The organism is Xanthomonas sp. LMG 12459 (assembly GCF_009192905.1).
Lineage (GTDB): Bacteria > Pseudomonadota > Gammaproteobacteria > Xanthomonadales > Xanthomonadaceae > Xanthomonas_A > Xanthomonas_A sontii.
On record NZ_NSGT01000001.1, the window covers coordinates 1 to 24,107 of the forward strand.

At 69.5% G+C, this 24,107-nt stretch carries 24 protein-coding genes; 9 read left to right on the forward strand and 15 right to left on the reverse strand.

The features are described from left to right. The 4 genes from CEK65_RS00005 to CEK65_RS00020 all read right to left on the reverse strand — a co-directional run. Positions 1 to 637: TPM domain-containing protein (locus CEK65_RS00005; protein WP_226980415.1), on the reverse strand; the 637-nt coding region annotated here is incomplete at its 3' end. A 126-nt stretch (positions 638 to 763) separates the two neighbouring features. Next, the gene (locus CEK65_RS00010; protein WP_043093112.1) at positions 764 to 1,396 is read right to left on the reverse strand and encodes a LemA family protein; all 633 of its coding nucleotides are present in this window, start codon (positions 1,394 to 1,396) and stop codon (positions 764 to 766) included. A gap of 74 nt (positions 1,397 to 1,470) precedes the next feature. After that, positions 1,471 to 2,220 (reverse strand): TerC family protein, encoded by a 750-nt coding sequence (locus CEK65_RS00015; RefSeq protein WP_010342213.1) that lies wholly within the window; start codon positions 2,218 to 2,220, stop codon positions 1,471 to 1,473. Positions 2,221 to 2,259: 39 nt separating this feature from the next. After that, complete coding sequence (locus CEK65_RS00020) at positions 2,260 to 2,640, reverse strand: diacylglycerol kinase (protein ID WP_010342212.1); 381 nt, start codon at positions 2,638 to 2,640, stop codon at positions 2,260 to 2,262. A gap of 188 nt (positions 2,641 to 2,828) precedes the next feature. Between CEK65_RS00020 and CEK65_RS00025 the strand changes: the two genes are divergently transcribed. Then, a complete protein-coding gene (locus tag CEK65_RS00025) occupies positions 2,829 to 3,545 on the forward strand; it encodes an SGNH/GDSL hydrolase family protein (protein WP_152180357.1) in 717 nt (238 codons plus the stop codon). Between the two features lie 34 nt (positions 3,546 to 3,579). Here the strand turns inward: CEK65_RS00025 and CEK65_RS00030 are convergent, their stop codons facing one another. From CEK65_RS00030 to CEK65_RS00040, 3 genes are all read right to left on the reverse strand, one after another. Next, positions 3,580 to 4,860, reverse strand: coding sequence for a HAMP domain-containing sensor histidine kinase (locus CEK65_RS00030; protein ID WP_152180358.1), 1,281 nt, complete (start codon positions 4,858 to 4,860; stop codon positions 3,580 to 3,582). Positions 4,861 to 4,968: 108 nt separating this feature from the next. After that, on the reverse strand, positions 4,969 to 5,682 hold the full coding sequence (locus CEK65_RS00035; protein WP_003481607.1) for a response regulator transcription factor: 714 nt from the start codon (positions 5,680 to 5,682) through the stop codon (positions 4,969 to 4,971). A 92-nt stretch (positions 5,683 to 5,774) separates the two neighbouring features. After that, positions 5,775 to 6,398, reverse strand: a complete 624-nt coding sequence (locus CEK65_RS00040) for an arylesterase (RefSeq protein ID WP_223875657.1) — start codon at positions 6,396 to 6,398, stop codon at positions 5,775 to 5,777. 160 nt (positions 6,399 to 6,558) lie between these two features. Between CEK65_RS00040 and CEK65_RS00045 the strand changes: the two genes are divergently transcribed. Together CEK65_RS00045 and CEK65_RS00050 are read left to right on the forward strand one after the other, a co-directional pair. Next, positions 6,559 to 7,161 (forward strand): ATP-binding cassette domain-containing protein, encoded by a 603-nt coding sequence (locus CEK65_RS00045; protein WP_152180359.1) that lies wholly within the window; start codon positions 6,559 to 6,561, stop codon positions 7,159 to 7,161. After that, positions 7,158 to 9,641: an FtsX-like permease family protein gene (locus CEK65_RS00050; protein WP_152180360.1), complete on the forward strand. Its 2,484-nt coding sequence runs from the start codon at positions 7,158 to 7,160 to the stop codon at positions 9,639 to 9,641. Before CEK65_RS00045 ends, CEK65_RS00050 begins: the two co-directional genes overlap by 4 nt. A gap of 215 nt (positions 9,642 to 9,856) precedes the next feature. Here the strand turns inward: CEK65_RS00050 and CEK65_RS00055 are convergent, their stop codons facing one another. The 5 genes from CEK65_RS00055 to CEK65_RS00075 form a co-directional block, all read right to left on the reverse strand. Beyond that, complete coding sequence (locus CEK65_RS00055; RefSeq protein ID WP_152180361.1) at positions 9,857 to 10,795, reverse strand: DUF6607 family protein; 939 nt, start codon at positions 10,793 to 10,795, stop codon at positions 9,857 to 9,859. Between the two features lie 49 nt (positions 10,796 to 10,844). Further along, entirely contained in the window at positions 10,845 to 11,432 is a 588-nt protein-coding gene (locus CEK65_RS00060; protein ID WP_043093125.1) for a hypothetical protein, read from the reverse strand. Between the two features lie 6 nt (positions 11,433 to 11,438). Next, complete coding sequence (locus CEK65_RS00065) at positions 11,439 to 13,664, reverse strand: TonB-dependent hemoglobin/transferrin/lactoferrin family receptor (RefSeq protein ID WP_152180362.1); 2,226 nt, start codon at positions 13,662 to 13,664, stop codon at positions 11,439 to 11,441. 175 nt (positions 13,665 to 13,839) lie between these two features. Continuing rightward, the gene (locus CEK65_RS00070) at positions 13,840 to 14,040 is read right to left on the reverse strand and encodes a hemin uptake protein HemP (RefSeq protein WP_017907561.1); all 201 of its coding nucleotides are present in this window, start codon (positions 14,038 to 14,040) and stop codon (positions 13,840 to 13,842) included. Between the two features lie 192 nt (positions 14,041 to 14,232). Continuing rightward, complete coding sequence (locus tag CEK65_RS00075) at positions 14,233 to 15,204, reverse strand: aldo/keto reductase (protein WP_017911617.1); 972 nt, start codon at positions 15,202 to 15,204, stop codon at positions 14,233 to 14,235. Between the two features lie 231 nt (positions 15,205 to 15,435). On the opposite strand from CEK65_RS00075, the gene CEK65_RS00080 reads away from it, so the two are divergent. From CEK65_RS00080 to CEK65_RS00100, 5 genes are all read left to right on the forward strand, one after another. Beyond that, complete coding sequence (locus CEK65_RS00080; RefSeq protein ID WP_017911618.1) at positions 15,436 to 16,734, forward strand: nucleoside transporter C-terminal domain-containing protein; 1,299 nt, start codon at positions 15,436 to 15,438, stop codon at positions 16,732 to 16,734. Positions 16,735 to 16,802: 68 nt separating this feature from the next. Further along, entirely contained in the window at positions 16,803 to 17,756 is a 954-nt protein-coding gene (locus CEK65_RS00085) for a ribokinase (protein ID WP_017907558.1), read from the forward strand. 94 nt (positions 17,757 to 17,850) lie between these two features. Next, a complete protein-coding gene (locus tag CEK65_RS00090) occupies positions 17,851 to 18,456 on the forward strand; it encodes a DUF4893 domain-containing protein (RefSeq protein ID WP_152180363.1) in 606 nt (201 codons plus the stop codon). A gap of 54 nt (positions 18,457 to 18,510) precedes the next feature. Then, positions 18,511 to 19,509, forward strand: coding sequence for a tRNA dihydrouridine synthase DusB (dusB, locus tag CEK65_RS00095; RefSeq protein WP_152180364.1), 999 nt, complete (start codon positions 18,511 to 18,513; stop codon positions 19,507 to 19,509). Positions 19,510 to 19,535: 26 nt separating this feature from the next. Beyond that, complete coding sequence (locus CEK65_RS00100; protein ID WP_152180365.1) at positions 19,536 to 20,363, forward strand: class I SAM-dependent methyltransferase; 828 nt, start codon at positions 19,536 to 19,538, stop codon at positions 20,361 to 20,363. A gap of 7 nt (positions 20,364 to 20,370) precedes the next feature. Here the strand turns inward: CEK65_RS00100 and CEK65_RS00105 are convergent, their stop codons facing one another. The 3 genes from CEK65_RS00105 to CEK65_RS00115 form a co-directional block, all read right to left on the reverse strand. Beyond that, a complete protein-coding gene (locus tag CEK65_RS00105) occupies positions 20,371 to 21,444 on the reverse strand; it encodes a metal-dependent hydrolase (protein ID WP_152180366.1) in 1,074 nt (357 codons plus the stop codon). Between the two features lie 374 nt (positions 21,445 to 21,818). Further along, positions 21,819 to 22,496 (reverse strand): hypothetical protein, encoded by a 678-nt coding sequence (locus CEK65_RS00110; RefSeq protein WP_152180367.1) that lies wholly within the window; start codon positions 22,494 to 22,496, stop codon positions 21,819 to 21,821. Between the two features lie 126 nt (positions 22,497 to 22,622). Further along, positions 22,623 to 23,285 carry a hypothetical protein gene (locus tag CEK65_RS00115; protein WP_152180368.1) on the reverse strand — a complete coding sequence of 221 codons (663 nt, stop codon included), beginning with the start codon at positions 23,283 to 23,285 and terminating at the stop codon, positions 22,623 to 22,625. A gap of 369 nt (positions 23,286 to 23,654) precedes the next feature. Between CEK65_RS00115 and CEK65_RS00120 the strand changes: the two genes are divergently transcribed. Continuing rightward, positions 23,655 to 24,041, forward strand: a complete 387-nt coding sequence (locus CEK65_RS00120) for a hypothetical protein (RefSeq protein WP_148827875.1) — start codon at positions 23,655 to 23,657, stop codon at positions 24,039 to 24,041. Positions 24,042 to 24,107: the final 66 nt, after the last annotated feature.

Sequence of the window (24,107 nt, forward strand, 5' to 3'; positions counted from 1 at the left end):
CCAGCAGACCGACGCCGCCGCCGACCACGCCGCTCAGCACGCCGCGCACCGGGCGCGACAGCCGCGCGAACAGCACCTGCGCGACCAGCGCCGCGAACAGGCCGGCGAAGAAACCGAATCCCAGGCCGCCGCCGCGCGAGGCCGAGGCGTGCGCGCTGACCGGCGCCGGCAACGCTTCGCCGTCGATCAGCTTGACCAGCATCGCGGTCGCTTCGGAAATCCCGCCACTGTAGTCGCCGGCGCGGAAGCGCGGCACCAGGTACTCCTGGATGATGCGGTTGGCGGTGGCGTCGGGAATCGCGCCTTCCAGGCCATAGCCGGGCTGGATGCGCACGCGCCGGTCGTCCTTGGCCACCACCAGCAGGACGCCGTCGTCCACGCCCTTGCGGCCGAGCTTCCACTGGTCGAACACGCGCTGGGTGTATTGCTCGATGCTCTCGGGCGCGGTGCTGGACACCACCAGGACCTGCAACTGGCTGCCCTTGCGTTGCTGCAGTTGCACCGCCTGCCGGTCCAGTTCCAGGCGCTGGTTCGGCGTCAGCGTGCCGGTGGTGTCGACCACCGGCGCATCCAGCGGCGGGATCGGCGCCTCGGCCTGCGCCCAGGCCAGCCAGGGCAGCAACGCCAGCAGCAGCACCAGCCAGACGCCGGCGAGCCGGCGGCAAGATGTGCAGCGAGCGGCGCCACGCGACGCCGCCGATGCGACAGCGCGCTCAGCCACCACGAATGTGGAACGCACGGTCACGCCGGCCCACGGCGGCGCTTAGTGCGCCGGCGCCGGCTGTTGCGGCTGCTGCGGCGCGGACGCGGGCTGACCGCCGAAGTTCACCGCCGGCGCCTCGGAAATCTGCGCTTCGTTCTCCACCGAGAAGTTGGGCTTCTCCTTGTAGCCGAACATCTTGGCGGTGAGCACCTGCGGGAAGGACAGGATGTAGGTGTTGTAGTCCTGCACCGCCTGGATGTAGCGGCCGCGCGCCACGGTGATGCGGTTTTCGGTGCCTTCCAGCTGCGCCTGCAGATCGCGGAAGGCCTGGTCGGATTTCAGGTTCGGGTAGTTCTCGCTGACCACTAGCAACCGCGACAGCGCGCTGGACAACTGGCCCTGCGCCTGCTGGAACTGCTGCAGCGAGGCGGCATCGTCGGCATTGACCTGCACCTGGCCGACGCGGGCACGGGCATTGGTCACGTCGGTCAACACCTGCCGCTCCTGGTCCGCATAGCCCTTGACCGTGTTGACCAGGTTCGGCACCAGGTCGGCGCGGCGCTTGTACTGGTTCAGCACTTCCGACCAGCCGGCCTTGACCGCCTGGTCCTTCTGCTGGATCGCGTTGTAGCCGCAGCCGGACAGCAACACCGCCAGCGCGGCCAGAAACAGGGAGCGGGACAACAGGCGCATGCGAGGACTCCGGCGGATGACTGCGCGCAGCTTGCCACGCCGCCGGTGAAAACGCAGCCGATCTCAGTGGTGGCTCACCACTTGCCGGCGCCGGGCACCTGGTGCGCGGCGGCGCGCCGGCGCATCAGCAGGTTCAGCCACTCCACCAGCACCGAGAAGCCCATCGCCGCGTAGATGTAGGGCTTGGGCACGTGCACGTCCAGGCCGTCCAGGATCAGCACCACGCCGATCATCAGGATGAAGGCCAGCGCCAGCATCTTCACCGTCGGGTTGGCGTCGATGAAGCGGCCCAGCGGGTTGGCCGCCAGCAGCATCACCGCCACCGCCAGCAGCACCGCGGCGATCATCACCGGGATGTGCTGGGCCATGCCCACCGCGGTGATCACCGAATCCAGCGAGAACACGATGTCGATCACCGCGATCTGCGCGATCACCATCCAGAACACGCCCGAGGCCTTGCTGGTGGTGGGGTCTTCGTCTTCGCCGCCGGTGATCAGCTCGCGGATCTCCATCGTGCCCTTCACCAGCAGGAACAGGCCGCCGACGATCAGCACCAGGTCGCGGATCGAGATGCCCATGCCGGCGACGCTGAACAGCTCGCCCTGCATGCGCGCCAGGAACGCCAGCGACACCAGCAGCGCGATGCGGGTCAGGCACGCCACCGCGATGCCGAACTTGCGCGCGGCCGGGCGCTGCGCTTCCGGCAGTTTGCCCACGGCGATGGAGATGAACACCAGGTTGTCGATGCCCAGCACGATCTCCAACGCACTCAGCGTCAACAGCGTCAGCCAGGTGTTGGGGTCGGCGAGAAACTCGAGGGCCATGGCGTCGGATCCTTTAACGGAAGAAGAAACGGGCGGCGATCACAGCAGGCGCGGCAGCAGGATCAGGCCCCAGCACAGCACCACGTTGGCCAGCATCACGAAGACCGCGGCCGAGCCCATGTCCTTGGCGCGCCCAGCCAATTCGTGATGCTCGGGGCCGTAGCGTTCGATCACCGCTTCGATCGCCGAATTGAGCAGTTCCACCGCCAGCACCAGCAGCAGCGAGCCGATCATCAGCACCTGCTGCACCGGCCCCTGCCCCAGCCACAGCGCCAGCGGCGCCAAGATCAGGAACAGGCACACCTCCAGGCGGAAGGAGGATTCGTGCAGCCAAGCCGCGCGCAGCCCCTGCCAGGACCAGCGTGCCGCCATCAGCATGCGGCGCGGTCCACGCGGCAGATGCCCGAACTGGTCGGCCACGGCTCAGCCCCGCCCCAGCGAACGGGGACGCGACGACGACGGCCGGAAGGAATCGGTCATGGGCAAGGCGCAGCGGGATAGGCGGCAATTTTGCCACAAGCCCCGCAGCACCGCCGGCATCGCCGCGGATTTGCCTGCATGTCGTGCCTGCGGCACCATCGCCGATCCCCTTGCTTCGAGGAGGCGTCATGCCCCGTTCGCCGCTGCGCGCACCGCTGCTCGCCCTGAGTCTGTTCAGTCTGTCCCTGCTGGGCCTGTCGCCGGCGCTGGCGCTCACCCCACCCCCGCCGCCCAGCGTGCCCGATCAGGTCTCCAATGCCGCCTGGGAAGAGGACATGGCGCGTTTCGCCAAGGACGATGCCGCGCATCCGGTCAAACCCGGTGGCGTGCTGTTCGTCGGCAGTTCCTCGATCCGCTTCTGGACCTCGCTGGCCACGGATTTTCCGGGCGTGCAGACGCTCAACCGCGGCTTCGGCGGCTCGGAGATCCGCGACAGTACCTGGTATGCCGACCGCATCGTGGTGCCGTACAAGCCACGCCTGATCGTGTTCTACGCCGGCGACAACGACCTCAACAGCGGCCGCAGCCCGCAGCAGGTGCGCGACGACTTCGTGGCCTTCGTGACCCGCGTGCACCGCGACCTGCCCAAGACCCGCATCGTCTATCTGTCGATCAAGCCCAGCCCCTCGCGCGCGGCGCTGATGCCGAAGATGGCCGAGGCCAACGCGCTGATCCGCAAGGCCGCCGCAAGCCTGAAGCAGGTGCAGTTCGTCGACGTGTACACGCCGATGCTGGGTGCCGACGGGCAGCCGCGCGCCGAGCTGTTCGGACCGGACAAGCTGCACATGAACGCGGCCGGCTACGCGCTGTGGCGCGACACCCTGCGTCCGTACCTGAAGGATTGAACCGTGACGCGCCCGCGCCGCCGTGCGCGGGCGCTCACGTGACCGGCGGGAACCGCACGGTCGCAAGAATGCCGCCGCCCTCGGTGCTCTCCAGGGCCACCTGCCAACCGAAACGGTCGCACAGCCGGCGCACGATCGACAGGCCCAGCCCGGTGCCTTGCGGGCGCTCCGGCTCGGCACGGAAGAACGGCTCGAAGGCGTGCCGCAAAGCGTCCTCGGACATGCCAATGCCGGTGTCGCGGATGCGGATGCGGTCGGCCTCGACCTCGACCTCGATGCGCCCGGCGTCGGTGTAGCTGCAGGCGTTGCGCAGCAGGTTGCTGACCACCACGTGCAGCACGCGTGGCGGCGCATGCAATGTCGCCGAGGCCAGCACGCGCACGCTCAGGGTCACCGGCTTGCCGATCAGCAGTTCGCGCGCGTTCTCGGCCTCGTACTCGACCACGTCGGCGATCTCGAAGAGTTCGCTCTGCGGCACCACGTCCGCTTCCCGCGCCAGGATGAGGAAGGCGTCGATCACCGCCTCCATGTCGCGGCCGGCGCGTTGGATGCGCTGCAGGCTGCGGTGCAGGCGCGGCGGCAGTTCCTGCTCGGTCATGGCGATGTCGGTGGCCACGCGGATCACCGTCAGCGGGGTGCGCAGCTCGTGGCTGGCATCGCGGGTGAAGTTGCGTTCGCGGGCGACGTGGTCGGTGACGCGCAGGGCCAGCGCATGCAGGGCGGCGGCCAGTTGCCGCGCCTCGCCCTGTACGTCGGCCGGCAGGTTTTCCGGGGCCAGTTCGGCGGCGGCTGGATGCCGCGGATCCCAGCGCGAGACCCGCCGCGCCAGCCAGTTCATCGGCGACAGCAAGCGCCGCGACACCCGCCAGGTCAGCCAGGCCACCACCAGCACCGCGATCAGGGTGAGCAACGTCGGCACCACGCCGAACCAGAACGCCAGCCGCTGCGCCGGTGCGCGCAAAAACACCAGGTACAGGCGCCCGCTCTCGGTCTGGTCGACCAGCACCATCTCGCCGCCGGGGCGATCCTCGTGCAGACCAGGCGCCAACCCGCGCAGGTCGGCAGGCACCGCCGCATCGGATTGCCCGGCCGGCACCAGATAACCGCGCAGGCTGTGGCTGTTGGGCGGCGGCTGCTGCGGCAGCTGCGCGCGCAGGCGCCAGTAGTAGCGCGCCTCCTGCTTCAGGATCGAGCCGACCAGCGAGTGCTGCACGATCGCGACCACCAGATAACTGGCAAGCGTGACCACACAGCCCGCAAACACGATGCGGGCGATCAGGGCGAGGCGAAGTTTGCGCGGCAACCCGTGCGGCATACGGCATCCGTGATCGTTGCCGCGATTATAGGAAGGCCGATCGTGAGCCTTTCGTGCAAGCGGCCCCGTTCACAGGGGCCGCTGCGGGGTCCACGATCGGGCGTTGCCTCAGCTCATCGGCTGGGCGATGTCGGCGATGCGGTAGCCGGCGCTCTGCACGGTGTGCAGCAGCGGGCGGTCGAACGGCTTGTCGATGATCTTGCGCAGGTTGTACAGGTGGCTGCGCAGGGTGTCCGAGTCCGGCAGGCCGTTGCCCCAGATCTCGCGCTCGATCTCCTGGCGGGTGACCACGCGCGGCGATTCGCGCATCAGGATGGTCAGCAGGCGCAGGCCGATCGGCGACAGCTGCAACTCGGTGCCGGCGCGGGTGGCGCGCATGCTCACCGGATCCAGCACCAGGTCGGCCACCTTCAGCACTTCCGAGCCGACCTGGCGGCGCTCGCGGCGGATCAGCGCGCGCAGGCGGGCTTCCAGTTCCTGGATCGCGAACGGCTTGGTCAGGTAGTCGTCGGCACCGAAGCCCAGGCCGGTGAGCTTGTCGTCGAGCGTGTCGCGCGCGGTCAGCATCAGCACCGGGGTCGACTTGCGCGCGTCGTTGCGCAGGCGGCGGCACACTTCGATGCCGTCCAGACGCGGCAGCATCAGGTCCAGCACCACCACGTCGTAGCTGTTCTCCGCCGCCAGGCGGTAGCCGTCCAGGCCGTCGCAGGCGTAATCCACTTCGAACCCGCGGCCTTCCAGGTACTCGCCGATCATCTCGGAAATATTGCGGTTGTCCTCCACGACCAGCACGAGCCCGGATGTTTCCTTGGTCTGACGCATAACGCTTCCTCAGTCTTCAGCTTTGTGAAACATGCCGGATGGGCGGTGGTGGTGGCGTGAAGGCCGCTTCATCTGCCTGAGCAACAAAAAAACTACTGCGCGATCAATGGCTTGAGCTGAGGCCAGACATTGTCCAGCACCTTGGGCTGGGCCGCCGCGGTGGGGTGCAGGCCATCGCCCTGCATCAGCGCCGGGTTCAGCGCCACGCCCTCCAGCAGGAACGGCAGCAGGCCGGTCCGGTACTGCTTCGCCAGGTCCGCGTAGACCGCGCGCAGGCGCTGGCGGTAGCCCGGGCCGTAGTTCGGCGGCACGTCGATGCCCAGCAACAGCACCTTCGCGCCGGCGTCACGGCTGAGCACGATCATCTTCTCCAGGTTGCCGCGCAGTTCGGCCGGGCTCAGCCCGCGCAACGCGTCGTTGCCGCCGAGTTCGATGACCACCACCGACGGCCGGTGCTTCTGCAGCAGCGCCGGCAGGCGGGTCAGCGCGCCGGAGGAGGTCTCGCCGCTGATGCTGGCATTGACCACCGCCGGTGGCGCCCGCATCTGTTGCTGCAGGCGCTTGTCCAGCAAGGCCACCCAGCCGGACTGCACCGGGATGTTGTGCGCCGCGCTGAGGCTGTCGCCGAGCACCAGCACCGGCCCCGTCGCACCTTTGGCACAGGCGATGGCGGGCAGCAGCACCCACCATGCCAGCAGCAGCCAGGCGCGGCGCATCCAGGCCCGCTTGCTTCTCGTCTCGTCGCCACGCATTGGAGATTCCCTCATCGACAGTCAGGCCCCCACGCTTCGCGCCAGCATCGCCATCGACGTACGCGATGTCGGCAAATCCGTCAGCGGACCGGAGGGTACGGTCCACATTCTCGACAAGGTCGGATTGACCATCGGTGAAGGCGACAGCGTCGCCATCGTCGGCGCCTCCGGCTCCGGCAAGACCACCCTGCTCGGCCTGCTGGCCGGCCTCGACCTGCCCACGCGCGGCGAGATCGTGCTGGCCGGGCAGTCGCTCAACGCATTGGACGAGGAAGCGCGCGCCGCGCTGCGCGCACGCGAGGTCGGCTTCGTGTTCCAGAGTTTCCATCTGCTGCCGTCGCTGACCGCGGCGGAAAACATCGCGCTGCCGCTGGAGTTGGCCGGACGCGAGGATCCGGCGCGGGTGCGCGAGGTACTGGAGGCGGTCGGGCTGAGCGCGCGGGCGCGGCACTACCCGCGGCAACTGTCCGGCGGCGAGCAGCAGCGCGTGGCGCTGGCGCGCGCGTTCGTGGCGCGGCCGCGGATCCTCTTCGCCGACGAGCCCACCGGCAGCCTCGACCAGGCCACCGGGCAACAGATCAGCGACCTGCTGTTCGCGCTCAACGAAGGCAGCGACACCACCCTGGTGCTGGTCACCCACGACATGCGCCTGGCGCAGCGCTGCGAACACCGCTACCGGCTCGACGGCGGCCGCCTGCGCGCCGCCGACGCGGCGGATGCCGCATGAACGTACTGCGCCATGCCGCGCGCGCACTGCGCCGCGAGCTGTTCGCCGGCGATCTGCTGACCGTGTTCGCCGCGCTGGTGCTGGGCGTGGCGGTGATGACCGCGGTCGGCACCCTGGTCGACCGGGTGACCCTGGCGCTGACCGGCAGCGCCGCCGAGGTGATCGGCGGCGACCTCGGCGTCAGCGGGCGCCAGGACATCCCCGCCGCCTTCGCCGAGGAAGCGCAACGGCGCGGGCTGCGCAGTACGCGCATGGTCAGTTTCCCCAGCGTGCTGTTCCATGGCGACGCCAGCCAGATGGCCAACATCAAGGCGGTGGGCGCGGGCTATCCGCTGCGCGGCGCGTTGCTGGTCGCGCGCGACACCGTCGGCGCCGGCAGCGAACGCGCCGGTCCGCCGCCGCGCGGCGAAGCGTATGCCGATCCGCGCCTGCTCGAGGCGCTGGGGCTGAAGCTCGGCGATGCGCTGGAGTTCGGCGCCGGCACGCTGCGCGTGACCCGGGTGCTGCGCGCCGAACCGGATGCCTCCGGGGAGCTGATGCAGTTGTCGCCGCCGCTGCTGGTGAACCGCGCCGACGTCGATGCCGCCGGTCTGCTCGGCCCCGGCAGCCGCGCTTCCTATCGACTGATGTTCGCCGGTGCGCCCGGCGAGATCGCCGCCCTGCGCGAATGGCTGGCGCCACGCGCCAAGGCCTACCGCCTGGTCGGCATCGAGGACACCCAGCGCGGCGTACGTGGCGCCTTCGACCGCGCCGGGCGCTTCCTGGCCCTGGCCGCGTTGCTGGCGGTGCTGCTGGCCGGCGTCGCCACCGCGCTGGCCGCCAACCGCTTCGCCCTGCGTCGCATCGACCAGGTCGCGGTCTTGCGTTGCCTGGGCGCGTGCCAACGCGACATCCTCGGTGCGCTGGCGGTGCAGTTGCTGCTGCTGGCGATCCCCGCCTGCGCACTCGGCGTGGGCCTGGGCATGCTGGCCCAGGTCGGCCTGGTCGAAGCGCTGGGCAGCCTGATTCCCGACCGCCTGCCGCTGCCGCAGGCGACACCGGCGCTGGCCGGCGCCGGCATCGGCCTGTTGCTGCTGCTCGGCTTCGGCCTGCCGCCGCTGCTGCGCCTGCGCGACGTGCCGCCGATGCGCGTGCTCAACCGCAGCTTCGCCGCACTGCCGCCAACCTCGCTGCTGGTCTACGCCGCCGCCCTGGTCGCCACCGTGGTGCTGGCGGTCTATGCCACCGGCGACGGCGTGCTGGCGGCCTGGGTGCTGGGCGTCCTGACCCTGCTGGCGGCGCTGGCCGCGGCGGTCGGCGGCGTGCTGCTGGCGGTATTGCGGCGACTGCAGGGACAGCTGCGCGGGCCTTGGAAACTGGGCCTGGCGGCGCTGACCCGGCGCCGCGCACTGAGCGTGGTGCAACTGGTGGGCCTGTCGCTGTCGCTGTGCGCCCTGCTGTTGCTGGCGGTGATCGGCCCCGGCCTGCTCGGGCAGTGGCGCGACCGGCTGCCGGCGGACACGCCGAACTACTTCCTGATGAACATCCAGCCCGATCAGGCCGAGCAGGTGCTCGGCACCTTGCGCACGCTCGGTGTCGCCGATGCGGAGGTCGAGCCGTTCAGCACCGGCAAGCTGGTGGCGATCAACGGCAAGCCGCCGCAGCGCCGCGAGCAGGGGCCGGAGGACGATGGCGATGGCAGCGACCGGCCGATCAACTTCTCCTGGCGGCACGAATTCCCCGCTGCCAACCGGCTGCTGTCCGGACGCTTCTGGGCCGCCGACAGCACCGCCGCCGAGGCCTCGGTGGAAGAAGGCTGGGCGCAGCGTTACGGGCTCAAGCTCGGCGACCGCATCACCCTGCTGCTCGGCGACCAGCAGCGCAGCTTCACCGTCACCAATGTGCGCAAGGCCGACTGGGATTCGTTCCGGGTCAACTTCTTCCTGCTGCTCAACGCCGGCGCAGTGCAGGACGCGCCGTACAACCTGATCTCCGCCTTCCACCTGCCGCGCGCCTCGGCCGCGCAACTGAGCGGGCTCAGCCGCGCCTATCCGAACGTGTCGCTGCTGGACATCGACGCAATCCTGCAGCGGGTGCGCGAGGTCATCGACCGCGTCGCCCAGGCGGTGCAACTGGTGATGGGCTTCAGCCTGCTGGCCGGCGCACTGGTGCTGCTGGCCGCCCTGCAGGCCACCGCCGGCGAGCGTCGTTACGACAGCGCAGTGCTGCGCACCCTGGGCGCGCGACGCGGGCAGTTGCGCGGCGCGGTGCTGGTGGAGTTCGGCGCGCTCGGCCTGCTCGCCGCGATCCTCGCGGTCGGCGCGGCGGCGATCATCGGCGTGGTGGTGGCCAGGCAGGCCTTCGACCTCGCGCTGTCGCCGCCGTGGCCGGCGCTGCTGCTCGGCGGCCTCGGTGGCGTGGCGCTGAGCCTGCTAGCCGGCTGGTCCGGCACCCGCCGCATCCTGCGCACGCCGCCGGCGCTGGCACTGCGCGAGCAGTGAAGGAGCCGGGAGTGGGGAATCGGGAGTGGGGATTGGAGGAGCGCGACATGTGATGCTGTCGCCGCCGGCGCTCGACGGCAGTCCGTGGCGACAATGGCCGCAACGCGTGTCGCGCCTCGGAAAGGTGTCTCGAAAGAACGCGACACGCGCAAGAAAAAGGGGAAGACGCCATCCCGGCCGCCTTCCCCACCCTGGCTGTGTTGCCGGCACTGGCCTCAGCGCGCGGCCGGCGCCGGCGCCGTCCATTGTGCGAACACCGCATCGAGTTGCGCATCGCTGACCGGCTTGCCCTGTTGCACCGCCTCGGCCTGCGCGAACAGCGGCACGATGATCGCCATGCCATCGACCTTGGTCTTCAGCTGCACGCCCGGCGGCTTGCCGAGCAGGCCGTCCCAGCGCGCGCGCACCCTGGCCCAGTAACCCTGGGTCGCCTTCCAGTAGGTGTAGGCCGGGGCGAAGTCGACGGCCGTGGTCTTGACGTAGTCGTTGAAGCCGAACTCGCGGGCGATGGCCTGCTGGCTGCCATCGGGCTTGCGCAGCACCTTGGTGTTGAACTGCTCGTGGGTCCAACCGGCCGGGGTCAGCGTGTGCCGGTTGACCACCGCCAGCGCGTTGTAGTCGCTGCGCTTGGTGTACTCGCGGCGCGGCAACGGACGCCAGCTCAGGTCGCTGGTCCAGGTCGGATGGCCATCGGCGTAGTCCCAGCGCCCGGTGCCGCAGTAGCGCGGCGCGTCGCTGACCTCGTACACGCACTGGGTCCAGGCGCCACGGGTGGTCGCGGCGTCGAGCGGACGCACCTGCCAGGTCTGGTCGGCGCTGAACTCGAAGCGCTGCGGCGCCTCGTAGATCCAGTCCTGGCGCCAGTGCTTGGTCACGTGCCCGCTCTTGGGCTCCACCAGCAGATGCTGCAGCACCACCTTGCGCGGACTGTCCTCGACCACGATGACCACTTCGTCGCCACCGCTGCGCATTGGCGCGGCGCGCGCGTAGCCGGGTTGCAGCAGCACGGTCTCGTCGAAGGCGAACGCCACCGTGTACTCGCCCTGCATCGCCAGGATGCTGGCACGGTCGCGCGCCGTGTCGGCGCTCTCGGCGTGGACGGGGAGGCTGCCAGCAAGCAGCAGGGTGCAGAGCAGGGGCGGAGCTTTCTTCATCGAGAGAGGTGTCTTGGTTGATGGGAAACGAGGAAACGCCAGCGGCCGCTCACAACCGCAGCAGCGGCCACGGCCGCTCGGGATCGGGGCGCGGCGCAGGGCGTCCGGCGCGGGCGCAACAGCAGTCGTCGACCAGCACATCGCCCTCGGCCGCCTCCAGGCGCGCGATGCGGCGGGCGATGCTGGCACCGAGCGGCGACACGCCGGCGACGCTGGCCGCCAGCACGCCATCGGCCGCGTGCAGGCGCAGCGCCCGCGCATGCCAGCCATCGCCGCGCAGGCGCCCGGCGACACGCCGCCACAGCCGCTCGGCGACGCCGCCGTCGGCGGCATCCTGCGCCGCGGGCAGCGCCGACAGCAGCATGTCCCAGGCGACGAAATCGCTGTCGGGCAGCAGGTACAGGCGCCAGCAGCACTGCTGCTGGCGATCGTAGAAGCGCAGGCTCTCCAGCACGCCATCGCTGTCCACATCCAGGTGCGCGGCCACGCTGCAGGCGTGGCGCCAGCCGATCAGTTCGGCGCCGGTGTGGGCGCGGTACAGACACAACACCGTGCCCAGTGCGGCCAGCTGCGCCGGGCGCGGCAGCGGCGCGGCGATCCGCTCCGGGCCGGTACGCGCTGGCGCAGCGATGCGCATGTAGGGCTACCAGTCCAGCGCCAGGCTGACCGAGACGTTGCGCCCGGCGCCGGTGTAGCGGTCGAGCACGCTGCTGCGGGCCAGGGTCGCGCCGGGCAGCATGTTCCAGTCGATGTAGCGGCGGTCGGCCAGGTTGAACACGCCGACGTCGAGCCGCGCGCCTTCGGTGAAGTGCCAGTGTGCGAGCAGGTCCAGCGTCGCGTAGCCGGCCGGCGTGTAATAGCTCGGCAGTTCCGGCCGGCGCTTCTTCGCCACCGCGGTGGCGACCAGTTGCGCGCCCCAGGTGTTGCGGTCGTAGCCCAGGCCGAGCACGCCGCGCAGCGGATCCACCGAATTGAGCGGCGTGCCGTCGGTGCGGTTGTCGCCACGCGCATAGGCCGCGCTGGCCTGCAGCGACCAGCCAGCCCAGCGCGCATCGAGTGCGCCGACGTCGACACCGGCCTTGGCCTCCACGCCACGGATGGTCACCCGGTCGACGTTGCGCGATTGATACAGCATCAAGCCGTCGGCGTTGAAGCCGACGAAGCGGTAGGACTCGATGAAGTCGCGATAGGCGTTGCGGTAGGCGCTCAGGCCGGCGTAGACCGCCGGACCGGCGTAGCGCACGCCCAACTCCGCGCCGCGACTGGTCTCCGGCTTCAGGTCGGGATTGGCGATCGCGGTGTAGCCGATGAGCAGGTTGGTGAAGCCGATATTGACGTCGTTGTAGGGCGGCGCGCGGAAGCCGTGCGCGTAGTTGGCGTACAACGACCAGGCGTCGTCCAGGCGCCAGATCGCGCCGAGCTTGGGCGAGACGTTGCGATCGCTGATCTTCTTCGCCGCCACGCCGGGATTGTCGGTAGCGAAGATCGCATCGACCTGCGGCGACAGCCGGTAATAGTCGGCACGCAGCGCAGGCGTCAGGCTGAAGCGGCCCTCGGCCAGCGCGATCTCGTCCTGCAGGTAGGCGCCGGCCTTGCGCGTCTCGGTGATCGGGAAGTCGCGGACCGGGAAGGTTTCCATGCCCACGGTCTTGCTGATCGTGCCGGTGCGCAGGTTCAGCGTGCGGCCGTCGCGTTTTTCGTGGGTGTCGGTGTGCGACAGGTCGATGCCGTAGCTGATGTCGTGCACGATGCGCCCCTGATCGACCCGCTTGTGCAGATTCGCCTGCAGTCCGTACAGGCGCTGGTCGAAGTCGTGCTCCATGTGCCGCAGCGTGCCGTTGCTGCGGCGTTCGTCGGTGCGCTGCAGGCTCTGGCTATCCTGGCGGTACAGCTGCCACTGCAGGTCGTCGGCGAGCAGCGTGTCGAGCTGGTCCACCTCGTGTGCCAGCGACACGCGGGCGCGGGTCTGATGGTCGCGGCCGCGCTGCGACAGGATGCTGGCGGTGACGTTGCTCAGCGCATCGATGCGCGAGTAGTCCTCGTTGCCTTCCACGGTCAGCTTGAAGCGCTGATTGGCGCTGGGCGCGTAGACCAGCTTGCTGAGCAGGCTGCGGCCGTCGCTGCTGAGCGGATTGGGCGCGGTGCGGGCGGCGCCGATGCTGCGGTTGTCGCCCTGGGTTTCGCTTTCCTGGCCCTGGCGATGGCTGAGCGCGGCCATGCCGCTCCAGCGGTCGCCGCCGAAGGCGACCAGCGCGCCGGCGAACAACCCCTTCCACTCGCTCTCGTAGCCGAACTTCAGGCCGACGTAACTGTCCTTGCCCGGCGCCAGGTAGTCGGCCGGATCCTTGGTGACGTAGGCGACCACCCCGCCCAGCGCATCCGAACCGTACAGCGCGCTGGCCGGACCGCGCACGATCTCCACGCGCTTGAGCGTGTCCATGTCGACGAAGTTGCGGTTGGCGTTGAGGTAGCTGCCGAAGCTGAAGGTGTCCGAGACCGGGATGCCGTCGGTCTGGATCAGCACGCGGTTGCCGTCCAGGCCACGGATGCGGATGCCGGAGATGCCGCTGAAGCGGCCGCTGTTGCCGGTGGCGGACACGCCGGGCGTGTAGCGCAGCAGATCCTTCAGGTCATGGACCAACGTGCGGTCCATCTGTTCGCGGTCGATCACGTCGACGCTGCCGGGCACGTCGACGATGGCGCGCTGGGTGCGGGTGGCAGTGACCTGCAGGCGATCGAAATCGCGGATGGCGGCCGCCGCACTGGCGGCAGCGTCAGCGTCGGAGGCAGAGGCGGATGCGGGAGCGGCATGCGCGCCGGCGGCCAGGGCCAGCCACAGCGCGCCGGTGAGCGGGGCGGTACGGAACATGGGGAGCATCGGTGGTCGCGGAAGACCCTCGACCGGCACGGCGCGGGGTCCGCGCCTGGCCGAGGGGGAGAGAAGGATCGCGACTGCGAGGCGGCCGCGGCCGACGCGCAGGGGCGTGGGCCAGGTGGTGGCAGATCGGGCGGGGGGACCGGCCGCGCGCGGCGGCCGGAGGGCATCACTTGGTCAGGATCAGCTTGTCGTTGCTGGTGTGGCGCAGACGATAGACGCGGTCGCCGTGCTGGATCAGCACTTCGCGGCGGCCCTTGAGCAGCGCCTGGCTGCTGATGGTTTCTTCGGCCGGCACGGCGCGCGGCACGGTGCGCTCGCGCAGGCTCAGGGTCTCGGGGTGACGCAACAGCACGGGTTGAGCGGTCATGGTCGAACTCCATCCACGGGGTGCATCGAGATGATAATGATTCTCAATACTTAATCAAGACCCATTCTCGCCCGATTCGATTCGCAATCCCGATCGAAATCCCGGCCACGAAAGATTCCAAAGATCGCCACACATCGACGTCTTCGCCGCCGCGCCACCGCTGCACTGCGGCGGCGCAAGCGCATGCCGTCGTCAACGCACCGCAGCGTCGACCCGTTCCCACCACGCCGCGTCGTCGCGCGCGGCCAGCTCCAGCGCCGCCAGGTTCTCCAGCAGCTGCGACACCCGGCTGGCGCCGAGGATCACCGTGGACACGTGCGGGTTGCGCAGGCACCAGGCGATCGCCAGCGACGCCGGCGCCACGCCCTCGTCCGCGGCCAGCGCGGTGAAGGCGCGCGCGCGCTCGACCCGGCGTTGCGCCGGCGGCCCGATCACCTCCTGCTGCAGCCAGGCATTGCGCTCCTGGCCCAGTCGCGAGGCCGGATCGATGCCGTCGTTGTACTTGCCGGTCAGCAGGCCCGAGGCCAGCGGCGACCAGATGGTGGTGCCCAGGCCGAGTTCGGCGTACAGCGGCGCGTATTCCTGCTCGACGCGCTCGCGATGCAGCAGGTTGTACTGCGGCTGCTCCATCGACGGCCCGTGCAGGCCCAGCGCGCGCGCCACCTGCGCCGCCTCGCGGATGCGCTCGGCCGGCCATTCGGAGGTGCCCCAGTACAGCACCTTGCCCTGGCGGATCAGCGCGTCCATCGCGCGCACGGTTTCCTCCACCGGCGTGTCCGGATCGGGGCGGTGGCAGTAGTACAGATCCAGATACTCCACCCGCAGCCGCTTGAGCGCGGCATGGCAGGCGTCGGTGACGTGCTTGCGCGACAGCCCGCGCTGGGTGGGGCGCGGCGACTCGACGGCGCCGAAGTAGACCTTGCTGGACACGCAGAAGCCGTCGCGCGGCAGCCGCAGGTCGGCGATCACGTCGCCCATCACCTGCTCGGCGCGGCCGTGCGCATAGACCTCGGCGTTGTCGAAGAAGTTGATGCCGTGGTCCCAGGCGGCGGCGATCAGATTGCGCGCTTCGTCGCGGCCGGTCTGCCCGCCGAAGTTGATCCAGGCGCCGAACGACAGCGCCGACAGTTGCAGCCCGGTGGCACCGAGGCGACGGTATTGCATGGCAACTCCTCCTGCTGAGCGAACCCGCGGCACGGCCGGCGGGCGGCCGCACAGTGTAGCGGCGCTGCCGCAAGGCCCCGTCGGCGCCGCCACGCCGTCGGCAGCCAGGCGCCCCGCTCTTGCGAATCCCCAATCCCCAATCCCGAATCCCCCGACTGAACACGCCTCGCCTTGCCGGCCGTCACCCCCTGCACTAGGCTTCCCGTCTTTGGTCGGGGACCGGGGACGCAGATGGTCGAGGGATTGGGAAGGATCGGCTTCGGCCTGTTCGGTTTGGCGGTGTTGATCGGGATCACCTGGCTGTTCTCCAACAACCGCCGCGCGGTGGACTGGAAGCTGGTCGCGACCGGCCTGGTCCTGCAGATCGGGTTCGCCTCGCTGGTGCTGCTGGTCCCGGGCGGCCGTGAGGTGTTCGACTGGCTCGGCCAGGTGTTCGTCAAGGTGCTGAGCTTCGTCAACGAAGGCTCCAGCTTCATCTTCGGCAGCCTGCTCGACACCAAGACCTACGGCTTCATCTTCGCCTTCCAGGTGCTGCCGACCATCATCTTCTTCTCCGCGCTGATGGGCGTGCTGTACCACCTGGGGGTGATGCAGGCGGTGGTGCGGGTGATGGCCTGGGCGATCACCAAGGTGATGCGCGTGTCCGGCGCCGAGACCACCAGCGTCTGCGCCAGCGTGTTCATCGGCCAGACCGAGGCGCCGCTGACGGTGCGTCCGTACATCCCGCGCATGACCGAGTCCGAACTGCTGACGATGATGATCGGCGGCATGGCGCACATCGCCGGCGGCGTGCTGGCGGCCTACGTGGGCATGCTCGGCGGCGGCGATCCGGCGCAGCAGGCGTTCTACGCCAAGCATCTGCTGGCGGCCAGCATCATGGCCGCGCCGGCGACGCTGGTGGTGGCCAAGCTGCTGATCCCGGAGACCGGCACGCCGCTGACCCGCGGCACGGTCAAGATGGAAGTGGAGAAGACCACCAGCAACGTGATCGATGCCGCCGCCGCCGGCGCCGGCGACGGCCTGCGCCTGGCGCTGAACATCGGCGCGATGCTGCTGGCGTTCATCGCCCTGATCGCGCTGGTCAATGCGCCGCTGACCTGGATCGGCGACGTCACCGGCCTGGCCAGCGTGATCGGCCGCCCGACCAACCTGTCCACCATCTTCGGCTACGTGCTGGCGCCGGTGGCCTGGGTGATCGGCACGCCGTGGCCGGATGCGACCACGGTCGGTTCGCTGATCGGCCAGAAGGTGGTCATCAACGAGTTCGTCGCGTATACCGAGCTGTCGCGTATCGTCCAGGGCCAGGTGCCGGGCGTGAGCCTGAGCGCGGAAGGCCGGCTGGTCGCCACCTACGCGCTGTGCGGCTTCGCCAACTTCAGTTCGATCGCGATCCAGATCGGCGGCATCGGCGGACTGGCCCCCGAACGCCGCCATGACCTGGCCCGCTTCGGCCTGCGTGCGGTGCTGGGCGGCTCGATCGCCACCTTCATGACCGCGACCATCGCCGGGGTGCTGTCGCACTTCGCCTGATCCGGCCGCGGCATCCGCCGCACCCGTCTTTCTTTTTTTCAGTTCCAGTCGAGAAGCAGTACATGCCTATGAGTTCGGTCATCGTCGTCGGTTCGTTCAATGTCGACCATGTGTGGCGTTGCGAGAATCTGCCCGCACCGGGGGCGACCATCGCCGGCCGCTACAGCACCGGCCCCGGCGGCAAGGGCTTCAACCAGGCGGTGGCGGCGGCGCGTGCCGGCGCGCGCACCAGCTTCGTCTGCGCGCTCGGCGACGACGCCGGCGGCGCGATGGCGCGCGGCCTGGCCGCGCAGGACGGTATCGCCCTGGTCGCCGAGGCCAGCAGCGAGCCGACCGGCACCGGCGGCATCTACGTCGACGGCCACGGCCGCAACACCATCGTCATCGGCGCCGGCGCCAACGCCGCGCTGAGCCTGGACTTCGTGCAGGCGCAGCGCCCGCTGCTGGGCTCGGCGCGGGTGCTGCTGGCGCAGCTGGAATCGCCGATCGAGACCATCGAGGGCACCCTGGCGCTGGCCCGCGAGGCCGGCCTGACCACCGTACTCAACGCCGCACCGGCCAATGCGCAGACCAGCATCGGCCTGCTCAAGCTGGCCGACGTGCTGACCCCCAACGAAACCGAGTTCGCCGCCCTGCTCGCCCGCCATGTCGGCGTGCGCGTGGACGCCGACGACGTCGCCGCCACCGATGGCGGCAGCCTGCACGCGCTGTGCCGCAAGCTGCTGCCGGGCGGCACCGTGGTGGTGACGCTGGGCGCGGTCGGTGCGTTCATCTCGCACCCCGAGGAGCGCCTGCTCGGCGACACCCAGCCCTACTACCGGATCGGCGCCGAAACCGCGCATACCGTGGACACCACCGGTGCCGGCGACGCCTTCAACGGTGCCCTGGTGGCGTCGCTGGCGCAGTCGCCGAACGCCGCGTTCGCCACCCACGTGCGCTTCGCCAACCACTACGCGGCGCGCTCCACCGAGGCCGAAGGCGCGGCGGCATCGATGCCGCGGCTGACGCCCGAGGCCGGCTGAGCGATCGGCGCGACGGTGCCGGCCGTCGCCGTTGCCTGCCATCACAAACCAGCGCCGGCGCTGCGCCGGCCACGCATCCGACAAGGAGTTGCCGATGCCCCGCCGTTCCGTCAGCCCGTTCGCCGCGCTGTGCGCACTGCTGCTCCCGCTGTCCGCGGCCGCGGCACCGCGCTGCGACTGGAACAGCCTGGCCGCCGACGCCGACCGCGCCGCGGTGACCGTCTCCGCCGAACGGCTGCAGCAGGTGATCGCGGCGCATTACGACGATGCCGAGCAGGAGAAGGGCGCGGCGCTGGCGCGGACCCTGCTGCAGCGCGCGCAGACGCCGCAGCAGCCGGGCACATTGGAAGGCCGCTGGAAGGTGCGCTCGATCCAGGTCGAACCGCACTTCGCCTACGCCTATCCCTACTTCAAGGCCGAGATCCGCCGCGATCCCTGCGGCTACCACCTGAGCAAGACCAGCGGCTCGCAGCGCCGCAGCGGCACGCTGTATCCGCTGTCCGCCGGCAGCCATGAGCTGGCCTTCCTCGGCGCCAGCACGGTCAACGACGAGCCTGAAGCGGCCTACGTGCGCGGCCATGCCTCCGACGGCACGCACGGCAACAGCGTCGGCCGCCTGGTCGCGCTGGGCCCGGACGAACTGCTGCTGATCCTGGACGGCAAGGACAACGGTTTCGAGCTGTACCAGCTGATGCGCTGACGGCCGCGCGGGCCGCCCGGCCCGCCAGCGCATGCGCCCCGCTACACTAGCGGCATGCGTATCGGCCCCTACACGATCGAACCGAAGGTGATCCTGGCACCGATGGCCGGGGTCACCGACAAGCCGTTCCGGCTGCTGTGCAAGCGGCTGGGCGCGGGCCTGGCCGTGTCGGAAATGACCATCTCCGATCCGCGCTTCTGGCAGACCCGCAAGTCGCTGCAGCGCATGGACCACGCCGGCGAGCCGGACCCGGTCAACGTGCAGATCGCCGGCACCGAACCCCAGCAACTGGCCGAGGCCGCGCGCTACAACGCCGACCACGGCGCGCAACTGATCGACATCAACATGGGTTGCCCGGCGAAGAAGGTGTGCAACGCCTGGGCCGGCTCGGCGCTGATGCGCGACGAGGCGCTGGTGGCGCGCATCCTCGGCGCGGTGGTGAAGGCCTCGCCAGTGCCGGTAACGCTGAAGATCCGCACCGGCTGGGACTGCGACCACCGCAACGGCCCGGTCATCGCGCGCATCGCCGAGGACTGCGGCATCGCCGCGCTGGCGGTGCACGGGCGCACCCGCGACCAGCATTACAGCGGCCAGGCCGAGTACGCGACCATCGCCCAGATCAAGGCGATGCTGCGCATTCCCGTGATCGCCAACGGCGACATCGATTCGCCGCAGAAGGCGGCGCAGGTGCTGGCCGCGACCGGCGCCGATGCGGTGATGGTCGGGCGCGCGGCGCAGGGCCGGCCGTGGATCTTCGGCGAGATCGCGCACTACCTGGCCACCGGCGAACTGCGACCGGCACCGTCGCTGACCTTCGTGCGCGACACCCTGCTCGGCCACCTGCAGGCGCTGCACGCGTTCTACGGCGAGGTGCAGGGCGTGCGCATCGCGCGCAAGCACCTGGGCTGGTATGCCAAGGATCAACCCGAGAACGCCGCGTTCCGCGCCGTGGTCAACCGCGCCGAGAGCGCACAAGCGCAACTGGCGCTGACCGCCGAGTACTTCGATGCGCTGATCGCCGGGGTGCCGCCGGCCTTGTCCGCCGCCGCCTGACGTCTTCTTCTCCCTGGAGCACCGCCATGGGCACGTCTCCCGAAACCCCGACCTATCTGCACGGCTATTCCGACACCGAACAGGCACGCCTGCTGAAACAGGCGCGGCTGCTGGAAGCCACCCTGTTCAACCAGATCGACTACACCGGCGCGCGGCGCCTGCTGGAAGTGGGCAGCGGCGTCGGCGCCCAGACCGAAGTCTTGCTGCGGCGCTTCCCGGAGCTGCACGTCACCGGCATCGACCTGAGTGAGGCGCAACTGCAGGCCGCGCGCGACAACCTGCAGCGCATGCCCTGGTGCCAGGACCGCTACACGCTGCAGCAGGCCGACGCCGGCGACCTGCCGTTCCAGCCGCGCAGCTTCGATGCGGCGTTCCTGTGCTGGGTGCTGGAACACGTGCCGTCGCCGGCGCGGGTGCTCAGCGAAGTGCGGCGGGTGCTGGCACCGGGGTCGCCGGTGTACGTGACCGAGGTGATGAACGCCTCGTTCCTGCTGCATCCGTACTCGCCGAACGTGTGGCGCTACTGGATGGCGTTCAACGACTTCCAGTACGACCATGGCGGCGACCCGTTCGTCGGCGCCAAGCTCGGCAACCTGTTGCTGGCCGGCGGCTATCGCGACGTCAGCACCGAGATCAAGACGCTGCACCTGGACAACCGCGAGCCGGCGCGGCGCAAGACCATGATCGGGTTCTGGGAGGAACTGTTGCTGTCGGCGGCCGAACGGCTGCTGCAGGCCGGCGCGGTGGATGAGGAGACCGTGGCCGGCATGCGCCGGGAAATGGCCCAGGTGCAGAGCGACCCGGACGCGGTGTTCTTCTATTCGTTCGTGCAGGCGCACGCGACGGTGTATTGAGCGGCGTTTACGGCGCCGCGGTAGGCACCTGCGCACCGACCGGCGCGGGCGATGCCGGCTCGGTCCAGATCCGTTGCCACATCCGCGCCAGCGCCGCACCAATCTGTCCACGTGCCACCGGCGCCCGGTACGCGGCCTGCAGCTGCCGCGGCGGCATCGCCACCCAGCCGTCGCCCTGCTGTCGCGCCACCGCGAAGTTGAAGTTGTAGTCCGGCTCCAGGCCCATGCGCAGGTCGCTGAGCACCAGTTCGCCGTCCTTGACCTGCGCGCGCATGAAGCCGCGGTTGAACCAGCTCAACTGCTGCACCGCCGGCAGGTCGCGCACCTGCGCCAGCGCCTGGGTGTTGGAAGGATAGCCCTGGAAGCGCATCGGCCCGTGGTCGGCGACCAGCGAGCGCTCGCCGATCACGTAGCCGCTCGGGGTCATCGCCACCACCCGCCACAGCAGCGTGTTGAACGGCATCGGCACCGAGAAGCGCGGCGCCTGCGCCAGGCCCATCGCCGCCAGCGCGCGGTCGGCCTCGCGGTCGACCAGTTGCTTGGCCTGCAGCGACCAGCCCAGGTAGACACTGCTCAACAGCAGTCCGACCAGCAACGCCTGCTGCGCCACGCGCCGCGCGCGGGCGAACCAGGCGATGGCGCAGGCCAGCAGCAGCCACAGCGTGTAGACGGGATCGATGATGAACACGCTCGACCACATCGTCGGCGATGGCCGCAGCGGCCACCACAGCTGCGTGCCGTAGACGGTGAACGCATCCAGCAGCGGGTGGGTGATCAGCGCCAGCTGGATCGCCCAGAACCAGCGGTGTGGCGCTTCGGCCACGCGTCCATGGCCGAAGCGCCGGAACAGCCACCAGATCAGCCAGCCGAGCAACGGCAGCACGAACAGCGAATGGCTGACGCTGCGATGCACCGTCATCAGCGTGACCGGATCGCGGGTCAGCGGCAGCAGGATCAGCGCATCGAGATCCGGCAGGGTGCCGAGCGCGGCGCCGGCAAGCAGTGCCGCGCGCCGATGTGCGGCCGGGGCGATGGCGGCGGCAATGGCGCCGCCGAGCACGATCTGGGTGAGGGAATCCATCGGCCGATGCTAGCAGCGATGCGGGAATGGGTGCGTGGCCGTGGCAGTGGCGCGACAGTCGTTCGTTTGCTGCTGTCGCAGGTGTACAACACACGGCACGGGCAGTTCGGCCTGACGCCGATCCTGCCAAGCGCTTCAAGCGAAAGCGCCGCTGCGACTGCAAGGGCATCTCCGATGACGAGGGAAGGCCATTTGCAGGAGCGGCGTTAGCTGTGGCGAGACGCCACAGGTAACGCCTGTCGCGGCTGAAGCCGCTCCTGCGACGACAACGGCATGTCCACGCCGAGTCGCAGCAAAGCGGATGAGCTGACGTCGCTCCCTCTGTGGAAAGGCACCCCATCAGGATGCCCTTCCCTACCCAGGCAGCGCCTGGATCAGAATCCGAATGCCTCGAAGAACAGGGTATATGCATCGTCGGAGGACGTGGCCGCCGTGCCGGGATTCCCCGATTGGAAATAGCTGATCACGTCGGCTGCGATGACGCCCAGCCACTTCCAGAATCGTCCCTTCCTCTTCGAGGTGCCGCCCTCTGCCGCGAACTGACCGCTTTCGGCCGCCTGCCTGGACCAGTAGCGTGTGGAGTGCCTGGCCACGCTCAATCCACCCAGGATCAACGCGCCATTCCTGGAGGTGGGATCGAGCTTCGCCAGGGCGTCCCGCTCCAGCTCCTCGAATTGCGCTGCGGCGGCCTCCAGGTCGTCGGCGTTCTCGACGATCTGGTCGATCCGCACGACGAATGCGAATTCCTCGGCACTGAACCGCTGGCGCAATCCCGTCAGGTTTTCGGTCACCGACCGCGTCGGGTCGATCCCATCGATGATCGGCTGCTGTGTGGCGATGAACTGCTCCAGCGGCATGCCCGGGGCGTAGCCGCACTTCTTGACCAGCAGCGTCAGGGCCTGGTCGTGCGAGGGATTGAAGTCCATCAGGCAACCGAGGTACATGTTGTGCTGGGCGCCGGCGTGGTCCATGGGATTCTCCGCGGCCAGCGCGGGGAGACCGACGGCGCTGCCGACCAGCAGGGCGGCGGTTGCGACAAAGTGCTTCTTCATGTGCATTCTCTTCATTGAACGGGGATGAGTGGGCCAGGACCCACATGGGTCACGGGCAGGCGGTCACCGCCGCATCGGCGCACGGCACGATGCAGCGGTCTTCCAGCGGAGCGGGCTGCAGCCCGGTCAGAACACGATGTCGTAGACGGTGCTGGAGGTGGTGGCCGCGGTGACCGGGTTTTCGGTGAGCAGGAAACCCACCACGTCCGAACCGACGACGGCCAGCCATCGCCAGAAGCGCCCCTTCTTCTTCGCGGTGGCGTCGCCAGCCGTGGTCTCGCCATGCGCTGCCGCGACCTTGGCCCAGTAGCGGTTGGAATGCTTGGCCACGCTCAGCCCGCCCAGCACCAGCGCGCCGTTCCTGGAGGCAGGATCGAGCCGTGCCATGGCTTCCTTCTCGAGTTCCTCGAACTGCACCGCCGCCGCATCCATGTCCTCGGCGTTCTCGATGATCTGGTCCATCCGCACGATGAACGAGAATTCGTAGGCACTGAGCTGCTGGCGCAACCCGGCCAGGTTGTCGGTCATCGGCCGGGTCGGATCGACCGCATCGATGATGGGCTGTTGCGTGGCGATGAACCGCTCCAGCGGCATGCCGGGGTTGTAACCGCACGTCTTGACCACGACGGTGAGGGCTTCGTCGGGCGAGGCATTGGCGTCCATCAGGCAGCCCAGGTACATGTTGTGCTGGATGCCGGCCTGGTCCACCGGGTTTTCCGCCGCCAGCGCAGGGGCGCCGACGACACTGCCCGCCAGCAGAGCGGTTGCGGCAAGGAGCTTCTTCTTCATGATGAGCGTTCTCTCGCTATAAGGAAGGGATTGGAGATGGCTGGGGTTGCGTGCATCGCCCCCGGGGGATATGGCCACCGCCGCATCGGCACTCGGTGCGATCCGGCGATTTCAGGCTAGGCAGGCCGCCGCCGCGGCACGAGGGCAAACCCGGGTCGCCACGGGAGCGAATCGGGTCGAATTGCCGGGGCCACGGCGCAAGCACGGCGGGCCGCGGACGCGCGAGCCGGCAGCGCGGCGCGTTGCCACCATCGGAGAATCAATACCTTAGGAGGATTTATTCCCGGTCTATACCCGCGGATGCGCTGGCATCGGCCGCAGCCCCGCTCGTAGGCTGCGGACTCTTCTTCTGCGCATTGCGAGGTTCCGATGCCTGCCTGCCGTTCCGTCTTCCATGCCGCCCTTGCCGCGGCCCTGCTGACCTTGCCGCTGATCGCCCACGGCCACGACACCCTGCCGCCGGACTGGTGCCTGGAGGAGAGCCAGGAACCGGAGGTGGTGGTGAAATTCGATTTCGACGGCGAGCAATTGCGGCAGACGATGGACAAGTGCGGCGTGGTCGATAGCCACGAGCCGTACACCAATACGCTGAACACCATCGCCGCCTATTGCGAGGTGGTGGCGCCGTCGCGCTCGGCCAAGCCCATCGTGCTCGGCCCGACGACCTTCCTGGCACGCGACCACCACAGCGCCTACCGCATGGAGCAAGGCTTGAAGGGCGCCTGCGTGGTCTGCCCGGCCAAGCGCGGGCGCTGACGCACCATGCAGGCGCGCTCGCCGGTTAGCGCAGCCGACGATCGCCGGCAGGAGAAGTGCCGGGCT

Bases quoted from the DNA above. Each gene is read 5' to 3' on its own strand.
- CEK65_RS00010 (WP_043093112.1), bottom strand. From the start codon at position 1,396: ATGCGCCTGTTGTCCCGCTCCCTGTTTCTGGCCGCGCTGGCGGTGTTG.
- CEK65_RS00015 (WP_010342213.1), bottom strand. From the start codon at position 2,220: ATGGCCCTCGAGTTTCTCGCCGACCCCAACACCTGGCTGACGCTGTTG.
- CEK65_RS00025 (WP_152180357.1), top strand. From the start codon at position 2,829: ATGCCCCGTTCGCCGCTGCGCGCACCGCTGCTCGCCCTGAGTCTGTTC.
- CEK65_RS00030 (WP_152180358.1), bottom strand. From the start codon at position 4,860: ATGCCGCACGGGTTGCCGCGCAAACTTCGCCTCGCCCTGATCGCCCGC.
- CEK65_RS00035 (WP_003481607.1), bottom strand. From the start codon at position 5,682: ATGCGTCAGACCAAGGAAACATCCGGGCTCGTGCTGGTCGTGGAGGAC.
- CEK65_RS00040 (WP_223875657.1), bottom strand. From the start codon at position 6,398: ATGCGCCGCGCCTGGCTGCTGCTGGCATGGTGGGTGCTGCTGCCCGCC.
- CEK65_RS00050 (WP_152180360.1), top strand. From the start codon at position 7,158: ATGAACGTACTGCGCCATGCCGCGCGCGCACTGCGCCGCGAGCTGTTC.
- CEK65_RS00055 (WP_152180361.1), bottom strand. From the start codon at position 10,795: ATGAAGAAAGCTCCGCCCCTGCTCTGCACCCTGCTGCTTGCTGGCAGC.
- CEK65_RS00060 (WP_043093125.1), bottom strand. From the start codon at position 11,432: ATGCGCATCGCTGCGCCAGCGCGTACCGGCCCGGAGCGGATCGCCGCG.
- CEK65_RS00065 (WP_152180362.1), bottom strand. From the start codon at position 13,664: ATGTTCCGTACCGCCCCGCTCACCGGCGCGCTGTGGCTGGCCCTGGCC.
- CEK65_RS00070 (WP_017907561.1), bottom strand. From the start codon at position 14,040: ATGACCGCTCAACCCGTGCTGTTGCGTCACCCCGAGACCCTGAGCCTG.
- CEK65_RS00075 (WP_017911617.1), bottom strand. From the start codon at position 15,204: ATGCAATACCGTCGCCTCGGTGCCACCGGGCTGCAACTGTCGGCGCTG.
- CEK65_RS00080 (WP_017911618.1), top strand. From the start codon at position 15,436: ATGGTCGAGGGATTGGGAAGGATCGGCTTCGGCCTGTTCGGTTTGGCG.
- CEK65_RS00085 (WP_017907558.1), top strand. From the start codon at position 16,803: ATGAGTTCGGTCATCGTCGTCGGTTCGTTCAATGTCGACCATGTGTGG.
- CEK65_RS00090 (WP_152180363.1), top strand. From the start codon at position 17,851: ATGCCCCGCCGTTCCGTCAGCCCGTTCGCCGCGCTGTGCGCACTGCTG.
- dusB (WP_152180364.1), top strand. From the start codon at position 18,511: ATGCGTATCGGCCCCTACACGATCGAACCGAAGGTGATCCTGGCACCG.
- CEK65_RS00100 (WP_152180365.1), top strand. From the start codon at position 19,536: ATGGGCACGTCTCCCGAAACCCCGACCTATCTGCACGGCTATTCCGAC.
- CEK65_RS00105 (WP_152180366.1), bottom strand. From the start codon at position 21,444: ATGGATTCCCTCACCCAGATCGTGCTCGGCGGCGCCATTGCCGCCGCC.
- CEK65_RS00110 (WP_152180367.1), bottom strand. From the start codon at position 22,496: ATGAAGAAGCACTTTGTCGCAACCGCCGCCCTGCTGGTCGGCAGCGCC.
- CEK65_RS00115 (WP_152180368.1), bottom strand. From the start codon at position 23,285: ATGAAGAAGAAGCTCCTTGCCGCAACCGCTCTGCTGGCGGGCAGTGTC.
- CEK65_RS00120 (WP_148827875.1), top strand. From the start codon at position 23,655: ATGCCTGCCTGCCGTTCCGTCTTCCATGCCGCCCTTGCCGCGGCCCTG.